This is a genomic window from Photorhabdus laumondii subsp. laumondii, from assembly GCF_003343245.1.
GTDB classification, from domain to species: domain Bacteria; phylum Pseudomonadota; class Gammaproteobacteria; order Enterobacterales; family Enterobacteriaceae; genus Photorhabdus; species Photorhabdus laumondii.
In genome coordinates, this window is the sequence record NZ_CP024901.1 from 5,169,811 (window position 1) to 5,182,973 (window position 13,163).

The window sequence follows — 13,163 nt, forward strand, 5'->3', positions numbered from 1 at the left end:
CCATAATCAACAGGTAAGGTATAAACCACAAGCGCAATTTATTCATTATCATCCTGAAGGTTTCTCATGATCGAAATAAAACATCTAAAAACATTACAATCATTGAGTCATTGTGGTTCATTAGCGGCAGCAGCCAATCATCTGCATCAAACACAATCCGCGTTGTCTCATCAGTTCAGCGATCTTGAACATCGCCTTGGCTTCCGGTTGTTCATTCGTAAAAGTCAACCGCTTCGTTTCACGCCACAGGGTGAAGTTTTATTACGACTAGCAGAACAAGTGCTCCCTCTGGTTCAAAATGCACTGCGCGAATGTAAAGAGCCGGGCCAAACAAATCTGCGTATCGCTATTGAATGTCATAGTTGTATTCAATGGCTGACACCTGCACTCAAGCATTTCCGAGAAACCTGGCCACAAGTCAATGTGGATTTCAAATCCGGCGTCACTTTTGATCCACAACCTGCATTACTGCAACGAGAATTGGATGTCGTTTTGACATCAGATATTCTCCCTGAGAGTCATTTACACTACACACCGCTATTTGATTATGAGGTCAAACTGGTTGTTGCTCCGGATCATCCTCTGGCCAATAAACTGCACATACAGCCAAAAGATTTAATTGATGAGACATTGATGATCTATCCCGTTCAACGTCAGAGATTCGATATCTGGCGGCGTTTCTTGCAGCCGGCGGGGGTTGTCCCTACGTTGAAAAATGTGGATAACACCCTGTTACTGATCCAAATGGTCGCTGCCCGCATGGGAATTGCGGCTCTGCCACATTGGGTTGTTGAGACATTTGAAAGGCAAGAGTTAGTGGTCACTAAGACACTGGGAGAAGGTTTATGGAGCAGGCTGTACGCTGCCGTCCGTCAAGGCGAACAGCACCAGCCTGAGACTGACGCATTTATCCATTCCGCACGTCAACACGCGATGGATAATCTGCCATTCGTAAAAGGAATTTCAAAAATAAGCGTCGATGACCTCATAACAACACAGTAACCAAACACCTTTCAATGGTAAATTTATCAGCCATTCCACCGGAACCAACATATTATTCATCATTGCCAAGAGGTTCCGGTATCTACGGCGGGAAAGCCAATACCACCAGCCAGATACGAGTAAACACTATAGAATCAGCTATCAACCTGACAGGTGAAACACCCACCGATCAGGCTGAACAAGGCGACTCACAAGATGATCGTGATAACCAACAAATTACAGGATATCAATGCTCTTTCTGTACCAGTAGCGCTTCCAGTAAATCCAAATCATGCAGCAAGGTTTGAAGTGTCTCATTACTAATTTTTCTAGTTGCACGCAGATGATATAACTCACCACGCTCTGCCCTTAATGCCGTCAGACGAAAACGACGTTCCAAATCTTCCACTAGCAGATTATGTTCTATCTCATCCTGCCCCACAGTACGGCGACGCAAATAGCCAATGACCCTGGAAGCAACCTCAGTAATCACCTCAGCATCCAACTGCTCTTCGGGGCTAGCAGAAAGACGCTCTTCCATCTTATTCATACTGACAATCGCCACTTCCGCCATAGCGGCCCGCGCCATTCGTACCTCACTGATATCTGCCTCCTTATCGGAAGTTTGCATTCCCCGTAACAGGAATGGCAAAGAGAGGACACCAATTAACAACGAGAACAGGATGACCCCTGCGGCAATAAAGATAAGCTGATAACGAGCCGGGAATGGCGTACCATCCGCCAAAAACAGAGGAACAGACAGTGCACCAGCAAGAGTGATTGCACCACGAACTCCGGCAAAAGATGCCAGCCACAATTCACGGGTGGTATAAGTCGCAAAATTCAGTGGATTTTTTCTCATAAAAACTTTGCTGATATTCTTCATCAGCCATAACCAGCAGAAACGCAGTAATAAAAGGGCGCCATAAATCACTGCCACCGCGGCGAACAGCATCCAGGTTTCAACGGTTGGATCAATTTCTGCCTGTATAACGGAAGTTTGCCAGATCCCCGGCAATTGCAGGCCCAACATGATAAACACCAGGCCGTTAAACACGAACGCCAGCATTGACCAGACACTATCAGCACGCAAACGCATTGCCAACGGAGCATTACGGATGACCCCAGATTTACTGATCGTCATACCTGCGGCAACCGAGGCAAGGATACCGGAAACGCCAATATGTTCTGCAATCAGATAAGAAGCAAACGGCAACAGCAACATGAAAACAATTTGGGTTGCCGGATCGCCACCGCTCCAACGATTCATTAAGCGCAGGGATTTACTGTACAACCAGGTTACTGCAATACCGGATAACAAACCGCCAATAGCAACTTTGAAGAATTCTATGGTCATGCCAGTAACAGAAAATGCCATCGTTCCCATTGCTATCGCGACAGCGAACTTTAAGGCTACCAGGCCGGAAGCATCGTTCATTAACGCTTCCCCTTCCATCACATTCATCATGCGCTTAGGCATACGCCTTTTTCCAACAATGGATGATAAAGCCACCGCATCTGTTGGCGATAACACAGCAGCAAGGGCAAAAGCAGCAATTAACGGAATACCTGGCATCAGCCAGTAAATCAGATAACCAATACCGACAACAGTAACCAGCACCAATACCAGCATCAGTATAAAAATTTCCCGTCCATACTGGAAAAACTCTCTGGTTGGCATTTTCCAGCCATCAACGAATAACAAAGGAGGAATTAGCAGAACGAGAAATAACTCAGGATTAAAAGTAACATGTAAGCCAAAGTGTGGCCAAGCTAGCAATGCTCCCATTGCAATCTGCATTAACGGCAGAGGTATGCGGAACGGAATCACTTTAGTCAGAACACCAGAAACTGAAACCACCAAAATCAAGATCAGAATAGTAAAGAATATTTCCATGTTGCCCTTACAATTTGCCTAAGAACCGTTGGTATACAGATTGAAACTCTTTTTCTTCCCGTTAACACAAAAACAGTGAGAACAAATCTTAATACTAAAGTAACTGAATCAATCGAAAAAGGTAGATACACACGGAGCCGTATCCGAAAGAATTGCAGGAATATTGTAAACTAACCAGATAAATAGAGGGGAAATAATTGAGAATTTAAAAGTAATCGCAAGAAATGACAAAATGCGCAAGGGTGAACCGACCTTACGCACTTTTTAATCAATCAAATAGCCCAATCACCAGCATAAAATGCTACTAAAGCGATCGTAATTACCACTGTACCGATATTCAATTTGCGCCATTCACCGGAACAGATACGACCAACAACTAGGGAACTGAAACCCAACATAATACCGGTTACAATATTGCAGGTCAGCACAATAAAGACCGCACACAGCATACCGGACATCGCCCCAACAAAATCATCGAAATCCAGCTTTCTAACATTACTCAGCATCAGCAGACCAACATACATCAGCGCTGGCGCAGTAGCATAGGCTGGTACAAGATAGGAAAGTGGAGAAAAGAACAAAATTAATAGGAACAGAATACCGACAACTGTTGCGGTTAAACCTGTTTTGCCACCTGCGGCGGTACCCGCAGCTGATTCGATATATACCGCAGCCGGAGAAGCACCGATAGCACCGGCAAAAATACTACTGACAGAATCGGCAGTCAGCGCTTTACCGCCGTTAATAATCTGTCCACCTTTATCCAACAGGTTCCCTTGCCCTGCTACCGCACGGATGGTACCGGTCGCATCAAACACCGCAGTCATGACTAACGCCAACACGCTGGGTAACACAATTGGCTGCAAAGCCCCCATAATATCCATACTAAAAATCAAGGACAGGCCATCATCTCCCAGACTTGGTATCTTAAAGAACCCTTGATATTTCACCGCCGGATCAAAAATCAGCCCAATAACTGAAATCACCACGATCACCAACAGCACCCCACCGGGAACTTTCAATTTTTCCAAGCCAAAAATAACAGCCAACCCAAGCAGAGTCATCATAACCGGAAAAGAGGTGAACGAACCCAAAGCAACAGGCAAACCTTCCAGCGGGTTCTTAATGACCAGACCAACACCATTTGACGCAATCAGTAACAAAAACAGCCCAATACCAATCCCTGCACCATGCGCAATGCCCATTGGTATATTGCGTAAAATCCAAGAACGAATACCGGTAACAGAAATCACCGTAAACAAGCATCCCATCAAAAATACCGCACCGAGTGCAACCGGAATAGTAATTTGCTGTCCTAAAACCAAACTAAAAGCGGTAAATGCAGTCAACGAAATTGCACAACCAATTGCCATTGGCAAGTTAACCCACAGCCCCATTAACAAAGAACCAAAACCGGCAACCAAACAAGTCGCAATAAAGACAGCAGTATGGGGAAACCCCGCCTGCCCTAACATTCCCGGTACAACGATGACTGAATAAACCATCGCCAAGAAAGTTGTGATCCCTGCCAGAATTTCACGGCGTACCGTTGTGCCACGTTCAGTCAATTTAAAATACTTGTCCAGTTTGCATTTAACTGGTGCCTGAATGCCAAACATGTCGTTCCCCTGCATTATGTTCATGGTACTTCTTCCACTTCCTCATCAAACGAAAACGATTACCTTGCTTAATAACACAACAATTTAATGAACATTGCACCAATCGGTTCAACAAATCATAAAAGCAATCGTTTGGCTTTTAGAATAGAAAACAGTGAGAGAATTTGAGGCGAAAGATTATCCAGTGATCATAGTGTCTAAATCAATAGCTAACAGTATTATTTCGCCAAGCATTAGCAGAATAATTTCCAGAGATTAAACTTTTCGCAATAATTAATCGCAATGTTTCAATCTTAAGATTCGATTCACCAGCCCTTTGAAAAAACATAAGATTTACTCATTGCTGACTGCCATTCACAGCCAGCGTTTACACCTGTACAACTATCGACTGAACACTTCACTTTTATCACTTTTATTACTTTGTGGATTAAACCGATCCATTGTTGAAATCAGAAATAGCGCTGCAATGACGACAAGTAGAATAGGTAAACCTGATGGCGTCACTGAACTCGCTATACCGGCAAGCAGTGGCCCAAACAAACTCCCAATACCCCACAACATAGCCGCCGCGGCATTAGCCACTATCAGATCATTTCCTGAAAAATACTGACCAATTTGGACTAATGCAATGGTGTAGATAGCCCCGGCAGTTGCCCCTAAAACAATCAACAAAGGCCAGATAAGATACTGATATGTCATAACAAACGGTAATAATGCACTTGCTCCGAGCGTTGCTACACCACAAATCTGGTATAGGCGCATACGATTCATATGATCCGCCAACCAACCAAACGGGAGCTGCATCACTGCATCACCAGCAAGAACGACACTTATCATCAATGCAGCTACCGCTTCGGTATACCCACAACTCATCCCGTAGATGGGAAACATAGAAAGAATAGTCCCGTCGAAAAAGGAAAAAAATAGCACACCACCACAGATCGCCGGTGCAATCTTCACAAATTGAACAATAGAGAAATTGGATTTCTTACCGTATTGCGGTAACTCATCGCCTTTCTTCTGATCTACCATGACAAAGAGCACCAGTGAAAAGATATGAATCAGAGTACAAATCAGTATCGGCGTTTTATCTGCGATACCATAAAAAGCAATAATAGAAGGGCCAAGCAACTGACTAACAGTAAAAACCGTCGTATAAACAGCCAGTACCCTGCCTCGTTTATTCTCTTCAGAGAGTTCATTAATCCAGGTTTCACCTAGACAGATCATTAACCCGCTAGCAGCACCAGTAACTAGCCGCAGAGGAAAAAGCAACTCCATCGGCAACGAGCCCAAAAGTGGGAGCAAACTGCCAGCAGAAACCCCTGTTGCAATCATCATGACGTGTTTCTTACCTACCAGAGCTACAATTTTCTGGACGACCGGAGCACTCAAAAGAACCCCCAATGCCGGAGCCGCAGAAATTAAACCAATGTACAACTCATCAATACCTTGGCTATTCAAGCGTAACGCTATCATTGGGATAGTCAAACCAATGACAATGCCAATAACAGCGACACTTGAGGTAATAGTAAAAATGGCAAAAAAATTATTATTTCTATAATCACGACTGTTCATTTTATTTATATCTATCCAGCAAAAATAGAGAGAATAAATATGAAATGAACTGAAAACAACAAATTAATAATATTATATTGAATGCATTAATTCTTATTGGTTACTATTTCAGAAAGTAAATATATAGCGATATATCAGCATTAACCCTGAAGCCAATACAATAACATTGATAAACTTCAAGAATGTTTCTCTGGAGATTTTCAGAGTCACCTGACGGCCAAAATAGATTCCCAACAACATGGCTGGAATAAATACCAATATCAATAACAAAAATGAGGTATCCAGATAAATACCCATGACAACAAAAATAATCACTCTCGTCAGGGTACTGAAACCAATTAAAGTCGTCTGGGTGATCCTGAAAATTTGCTTATCTGATATCCGCCCGGTTAGATAAATGGCATAAAGAAAACCCCCACTACCAAATAACGCACTGAAAATACCTCCACTCAGACCAAATGGAATAGCGGCTTTAGCGGGGAATTGACGGTAGGTTTTACTGAAAAATAGTGAATAAAGTGAATAGAAAACAACAAATACCCCCAACACCAGAACTAAAACATCAGGTCGGGCCATCAATAGAATGGCAGCACCAATCAAGCTACCGACAACCATTAATGGAATAATTAACTTGATCTCACTAAACTCTGATTTTTTACCCTCTCTAGTAATATTAATCACTGCGGCGGTTAAATCTACCAACGCGAGCACAGGAACAATTTTCGCTACAGGAATATAAAATGCCAGAACTGGACTAGCAATAAGAGCAGAACCAAACCCGGCCATCCCAAAAACCAGATAAGCAAAGAAAACGACAAAAATGCAAATAAACAGATCAGGCCATGCAAGTAGATGTAACATTTATATTTCCCTGAAAATAGTTTTCAAACTAAAGTGATCGTTTTCCCAATACTAATAGCTTTTACTATCATTTGTCAGGTCAGTCTGCAAAAAATGGGACACCAGTTAAAGATGTACTTACGCACACATGACGATGGTATGGCTTTGGTTGAAAGATAAAAGCGATACCACCAACAAACCAAGAGACGACCTTAAAAAGAATGGTATTTCACTGGATTGGATTAATATTGTCATTAATACCATTCATACAACGATGGTGAAAGCGCCAACGGATTAACAGGTATTTAAGCGTTGACCAATCAATAAAATAATTTTAAAAACAATGAGATAAGCTGATTTTAGCCTGTTAAAAACATAAAAAGAGAAAATGGTTTAAATCAAATCATAGCAAAAATATGCTATTCAACGGGTTAAAACAAGGTAAAGCAAGTTTAAACTGACGTATTTACAGGGCTCCTATTTGTATTCTGTTAAATCAGTTATCTGGGGATTTTATCATGCCGTTTTTTTATCATCGATTATTTAACTGATTTATAAAAGCTTTACTCTCCGATTGAAAACGTTATTAAAGCACTTCATTTTGAAAAATAGATTAACGGATTAACGGATTAACGGACTCATATTATCATTTATCTTTCTCCCCGAAAACATAACCAAACCAGTTTTTATTTCTCTGCTTCCATTAATGGCTTTATAATTGGCAGGTTTTAAACCATTATTAAAAGTCATTTTTTTAACCGATGATTTTAATTAGCATAAAACTTTAACCGTTGTTTTTACCACTTATAACACTTGCTTTTTCACTAACTGCCTATCCCAATAGAGCTATTTTATTTGCCATTTTGAACCTGGGCAGTGCTCAAAATCCTCACGTACTACGTGTACGCTCCGGTTTTTCCGCGCTGTCCGTGTTCAAACTGTCTGCAACAATTACGCCTATTGAGATAGGCTCTAAGTTTAATCATTATGAGATATCGTACTTTACGTTTACCTAACGTAGGTTACCCCGGCTTTTTATCTTTATTAACACTATTTTATAGATAATTTTAAGCAGTTTTTATAAAATATCACCATTTGTTTTTTACATAAATTACTGTAGCGGTCTAATAAAACCGGAGACCCATTTAGGTGGAAAGATTACCACGTTAAAAGAGGTATTCAATGACAAGACAACGTCGTACGTTTTCTTCAGCGGACAGCAGAACTTTACTGGGCATGATGCGTACTCTGGGGTACCAAATGGGGCGTTTCAAGGTCAGAAGCCTGATGAAAGAGGCCGGGATAGTCAGCAAGCAGCCAAGCCCACACAGTTATAAAACAGCCCGGATTGAACGATTGGATATCCCGAATCATCTACGTTAGCGCGCCAGATAGTGTCTGGTGCGGGGATATTATCTATATTTAGGCAGAAGGCGGCTGGTATTATCTGGCTGTGGTACTGGATTTATACTGTCGTCATGTTGCTGGCTGGGCATTATCAGCAAAGCCCGATGCGGATTTAGTGGTTAAAGCACGGGACATGGCATACGAACAACGCGACAGACCGTAAAAGGTGATGTTTCATTCAGACCAAGGTAGTCAGTATACCAGCTGTTCATTCCGGCAAAGGCGGTGGTGTTATCGTATGACGCAAAGCAAAGTATGAACCACCGTGGCAATTGCTGGGATAATGCCCCAATGGAAAGGTTGTTCAGAAGCTTGAAATCAGGATGGAGGCCCGTAACCGGTTATATGACCAGAGCAGAAGCCCTGCGGGATATAAGTTTTCCTGATTGATTATTACAACTGGAGCCAGCCACATCAGTTCAACGAGGAAGTGCCACCAGCAAAAGCTGAGACTCTATCTAATATTATTTACTGCCCGGAACTAGTTGGCCACTACAATTTAAGCAAGCGCAAAATTCATCAAAATGAGTGTTGTAAAAACGAGGATGACCATAGAGTTATACTCTCTCTCATCTCTCTCATCTCTCTCAGAAAAGCCCGTCCAGCTCATCTGCATTCACCTTTACCCGTTCTTCCCACTGCTGTTGGTCGTCCATCTTCCACACCGTCCGCACCCACCCTTTACCCGGTGCATTTGGCCATACAAACGAACGCCCATCCGTCGGCGCGTAATTGTGCCGCAGAAAAACCTCGCCCGTGGATGGACTCACCCACAGGCTCCGGTCTGAATCGATGTTCCAGTTCGCCGAACAGTGCAGGTATCGCCCGATGATGTGCAGCTCATCGGTGGTGAAGCTCACTGGCGTCTCTCCTCGCCGCACAGCCCGTCCCTGTGCTATCGCTTTCTCACAGAGAGGGGTCAGCTCTGAAGGCAGTTGCAACTCCTTGTTACTGCTGAGTATTGGGGAAAAAATAACGCCAGCGTCCTGTGCCGCATCCAGCATTACCCGCATGCACACCTTTTCCCAGTCATTCGGGATACTCTTGCGGGTCAGAAACACCGCTGCGCCCACCTTCTTCTCAAAAATATGCTCCCGCGCCTTGTCCCGGTTGACCAGCGGCCATGCTATCATCCGCGTTTTTACCTCTCCGTGCGGCAGCTGGTATTTCAGCGCGGGAAGCTGATACAACGCCTCCCGCATAGCCTCCGTTTTCCGGTAAATCGCCGTGCTGGTTTCTGCCATGTCGTCGCGAACCACCTCAAAATTCGGCATCGTCAGTAGCGTGTCCTCATTCTCCTCCGCGTTGTACCCGCCGCCGATATCCGAGTGCACACCCGGCAGCATCAGCTCCGGCCACATCCCCGCGATGCTATTCAAGCTGAAGTTATGACGGCATTCGTGCATTGCGCTTATCTGAAACACCTTCTGCGCCACGGATGGCCGCAGCTCAAGATTTACGCCGGGGTTGTTGCGCCCGTTGATGTTGTAGAAGTTCAGTAGGTGGCCTATGGCCGCTACCGTGTCAAACAGCCCCAGAAACCGCACCTCCCCGGAAGGTTTGCCGTGGTGGTTGTGCGTATCCAGCCCCCTGTCTATCGCGGAAGCTATCGCCGCGTCCTGGTTCATCACTCTGTTGGCAAAATGACGCGCTGCGGCCGCCCCCCGACTGAATCCGAACACATCAAATTGCACCTTTTCTATCGTCGCTTGATCACGGTTACGCCTGATGAACTCACCCAGTGCAGAAACGATCTCATCAAGAGCCCTGTTCGTTTTCGTCACCACCCCTTCAAACTGCTTTATCAGACTGCTGCCCAACGCTATTCCGAACACTGCATCGCTTTCACCGTCTGCCGTCCCGATGCCGGAGATATAGGCCTTAACCTGCGCCTCTGTCTGCTCATCTTTGAGGACTGTATCAGTTTTATAAAGATGGTCCAGGCGCGCAATATTGGTGAGCCCGCCCTGATAGCTCTGATTGCCCAAACCAGATTTTGAGCGCCGCTCATATTCCACGCATGCTTTTGCCCGTTCCTCACCCGCAAGGGAGCTACAGTTGCTATAGGCTAGCTGAAGGTCATATGAGTTTGTTCGGTTGTTGCCCGTTCCGTCGAAGAACACGCCGACCGTCAACGTGATCCCCTTCATCGGCACGCGCCTCACGGTAATGGTCTTTTATTGCTGCACCGGATGTCTGTGCAGTATGTGGGGTCATCAATAATTTCATACTGGTGACAGCTGGTGCCAATTGAGGTCGAGGCTGATTTATCATCTGTTGCCACAATAAAATCCCTTTAATCTGAAAGGTTAAAATAGCTACATCATAGGGGGTTGTAAGCCGGAACTTTCTAAAATTTTATTGTATTAATTTAACCCCTATTTTTCATTGGGTAGCACCTTATAGAAACGTTTGGCTTCGCTGGGATACTGGAAGGTGAATACCATGTCATCGGCATACCTCACCATCTCTGCCCGCCCGTGAATATGTGAACGGCTGATTTCACCAAACCATTCATCTATTACATGATGCAGGTAGATATTGGCCAGTACCGGCGACAGGATTGAACCTTGCGGACATCCGCGAACATTGCGGGATGTCACTGACCGCAAGCTGGACAAGTTTGTCCTCTGTGCACGAAATAGCCAGTGGTCGCTTACTGTCGTCCTCTTTTGGAATTTCAGTGATCCGGGCTGCTTTCGGGTGGTACGTCCCTCTGCGTATCCGCAGGATGAGATTTTGTATATTCTCATCAAGGTGTTCACCGTAAGCGGCTTTTGTCATGCGATCGATACCCACGGCTTTATTCCCGTCAAGCCGCAGAAATTGCCCTTTCAGCATGTCACTGTTCAACAGGTGCCCCAAGTTATTGAACACAAGTTGTTTGTTACCTGCTGACTTCTCACCTATACGCTCAAGTTTTGTTAACCATAATAACCCGTCGTTGCTGTGTACGGTCATTGTTGCCCTCTTACGTTCGATCTGTCTGCCAGCCCTTCGCTCCACGGTCATTACTCGCTTCATTGCTACTATGGCTGACTCCAACTTCCCGATATTCATTTCTCAGGCTTTGTGTTTGGCACTTGTGCCCGAAATACTCATTCCATTGAGAAATATCAGAATCTCCTGGGTTCCGAACTGTTCTCTACAAACTCGCCGACGCCTGCGGCTCCGGTGTGTACTGCTGAATGGATATTTGCCAGTGTGACCATTCAGACGCTGCTGCCTGCTAGCTGAACGATACTATCGGCACACACGATTAAATGTATTTCGGAGCTATCACGTTCACCTTTTGGTTTCGGCTCGAGTGTTTCGCTGTCTACGCTTCGTCTCCTTTGTTACCGCCGGAAACGCAAGACTCGCTACGTAGTGGTCTGGCTAACTCCCTTTCTACGACGGGACTTTTACCCGCAAGATCAGTACAGCTTTGCCCAGCGCACCGTTCATTACATTCTCCTCAGGTTATTTGCAACAATACCGGAAATCGTGGTGTGCCCATAAACTCCTCCTTGTATCTTAAAAGTGGATTGCTTATGGGCACAAGGTTTCTTCTGGCTCAGTTTTTTATGAAACCGTATTACTCAACTAATTGGTGATAAGAAACGGCAATATTAGCTGCTTGACCAGCCAGTCCAGAACGATCATTTGCGATGAACACCCCGCAAATATAATGACCATCAAGAGAGAACTTACGGTAATTAGAGGAATTACGTTGACCTATTGTCAACACATCTCCATTCGTTAATGTAAATTTTGCTTCATCAATGGCCCCATTCCCCCATACTTCCAACGTCTTAATCAAATTACCTTTGAGATTGACGATTTCATGCTCATTCGTTGCTTGGCCCTGTTGATACTTGCTGCCATTCTCAAATGTTATCTCCAGCCCCCCAACACGTTTAGCGCCACCAATTCGTACTATGTACCCTTTGACCGATGCAATTTTATTAAACCGTTCATTTAAAAATTTGGGTTTGAACGGTTCTGGCATATCCTTCTCTGGCCTTAATGCCAAAATACGCGCATCACTTGTTGGCGAACCAAAGAATGTAGAGTAGCTGATAGTTCTCGGATAAAACCCAGTAATATTATTACCTCTGGATTGGATATTTTTAATGATGTCCATATATTCCAGACCATGTATTTGACAATATCCATGGACATACATGATATTATCAGCCACGCGATTAACATCAGAGTCTGACACTACACTATCAAGTTCTAACTTATAAACTCTATTCACGTGATGCTCTGCATCACTAACTAACTTTTTGATATATGACCTTAGATTCTCGACTTCAATATCACTCAATCCGATTTCCTTGCGACGCTCAATGCCAACAGTCCAATACATAATCTGCATCAGGGCAAGTGTGGAATACATCGGCAATATGTGAAAATTTGTCTTATTTTCATGAAAAATCAAGCTAGCTTCTTTTCCAACCATACTCCTGGCAAGATGCATGTAGTCATCCCTTGCTTCTTGGGTACCTAAATTCTTCTCCAGAGAACGGATTACCTCATTCATTTTTTCTTTTAATTCATTGATGTTACCTGAGAGTATACCTTTAACTGCTTTTAATATACTATCTTCAACCAGTTGTTGAACTTTTCCTACAACCTCCTGCCAAATGTCTTTCTCTTTATCTTTCCAAAAAAAACCAACAATGTAAGAAAGATATTTCCCTACATGTGGTACATACGACAATCCCTTGACGACGGCTTGCTTTAGAATAGCAGATGAATCCCACTCAAATGCATATACGGCATTTGAATAAACAGCATAAGGGATCGGTGCACTTACATCGTTATACTTAACAATATCGCTCATTGTTTATTCC

The 13,163-nt window shown here is 44.0% G+C and carries 9 protein-coding genes and 2 pseudogenes; 4 read left to right on the forward strand and 7 right to left on the reverse strand.

What is annotated here, in order from left to right; all coding sequences use genetic code 11:
* The first annotated feature begins 66 nt into the window (after nt 1-66).
* Together metR and PluTT01m_RS26420 are read left to right on the forward strand one after the other, a co-directional pair.
* On the forward strand, nt 67-1,002 hold the full coding sequence (gene metR, locus PluTT01m_RS22690; RefSeq protein WP_011148511.1) for an HTH-type transcriptional regulator MetR: 936 nt from the start codon (nt 67-69) through the stop codon (nt 1,000-1,002).
* A gap of 14 nt (nt 1,003-1,016) precedes the next feature.
* Entirely contained in the window at nt 1,017-1,289 is a 273-nt protein-coding gene (locus PluTT01m_RS26420; protein WP_125026259.1) for a hypothetical protein, read from the forward strand.
* Here PluTT01m_RS26420 and PluTT01m_RS22695 read toward each other — a convergent pair.
* From PluTT01m_RS22695 to PluTT01m_RS22710, 4 genes are all read right to left on the reverse strand, one after another.
* Nucleotides 1,229-2,878 (reverse strand): Na+/H+ antiporter, encoded by a 1,650-nt coding sequence (locus tag PluTT01m_RS22695; protein WP_011148512.1) that lies wholly within the window; start codon nt 2,876-2,878, stop codon nt 1,229-1,231. The genes PluTT01m_RS26420 and PluTT01m_RS22695 overlap by 61 nt on opposite strands.
* A 272-nt stretch (nt 2,879-3,150) precedes the next feature.
* Nucleotides 3,151-4,497, reverse strand: a complete 1,347-nt coding sequence (locus PluTT01m_RS22700; protein WP_041380408.1) for an NCS2 family permease — start codon at nt 4,495-4,497, stop codon at nt 3,151-3,153.
* A 381-nt stretch (nt 4,498-4,878) separates the two neighbouring features.
* Complete coding sequence (locus tag PluTT01m_RS22705; RefSeq protein WP_011148514.1) at nt 4,879-6,075, reverse strand: MFS transporter; 1,197 nt, start codon at nt 6,073-6,075, stop codon at nt 4,879-4,881.
* A gap of 108 nt (nt 6,076-6,183) precedes the next feature.
* Nucleotides 6,184-6,936: a sulfite exporter TauE/SafE family protein gene (locus PluTT01m_RS22710; RefSeq protein ID WP_011148515.1), complete on the reverse strand. Its 753-nt coding sequence runs from the start codon at nt 6,934-6,936 to the stop codon at nt 6,184-6,186.
* A 127-nt stretch (nt 6,937-7,063) separates the two neighbouring features.
* Between PluTT01m_RS22710 and PluTT01m_RS27055 the strand changes: the two genes are divergently transcribed.
* Both PluTT01m_RS27055 and PluTT01m_RS27775 read left to right on the forward strand, forming a co-directional pair.
* The gene (locus PluTT01m_RS27055) at nt 7,064-7,213 is read left to right on the forward strand and encodes a hypothetical protein (protein WP_011148516.1); all 150 of its coding nucleotides are present in this window, start codon (nt 7,064-7,066) and stop codon (nt 7,211-7,213) included.
* 911 nt (nt 7,214-8,124) lie between these two features.
* A pseudogene (locus tag PluTT01m_RS27775) lies at nt 8,125-8,785 on the forward strand (IS3 family transposase); the annotation flags it as partial.
* A 124-nt stretch (nt 8,786-8,909) separates the two neighbouring features.
* Here PluTT01m_RS27775 and PluTT01m_RS22720 read toward each other — a convergent pair.
* From PluTT01m_RS22720 to PluTT01m_RS22735, 3 genes and pseudogenes are all read right to left on the reverse strand, one after another.
* The gene (locus PluTT01m_RS22720; RefSeq protein ID WP_011148518.1) at nt 8,910-10,472 is read right to left on the reverse strand and encodes a T6SS phospholipase effector Tle1-like catalytic domain-containing protein; all 1,563 of its coding nucleotides are present in this window, start codon (nt 10,470-10,472) and stop codon (nt 8,910-8,912) included.
* 240 nt (nt 10,473-10,712) lie between these two features.
* Nucleotides 10,713-11,283: pseudogene (locus PluTT01m_RS22725) on the reverse strand (reverse transcriptase domain-containing protein); the annotation flags it as partial.
* 616 nt (nt 11,284-11,899) lie between these two features.
* On the reverse strand, nt 11,900-13,153 hold the full coding sequence (locus PluTT01m_RS22735; RefSeq protein WP_011148522.1) for an insecticidal delta-endotoxin Cry8Ea1 family protein: 1,254 nt from the start codon (nt 13,151-13,153) through the stop codon (nt 11,900-11,902).
* Nucleotides 13,154-13,163 lie beyond the last annotated feature (10 nt).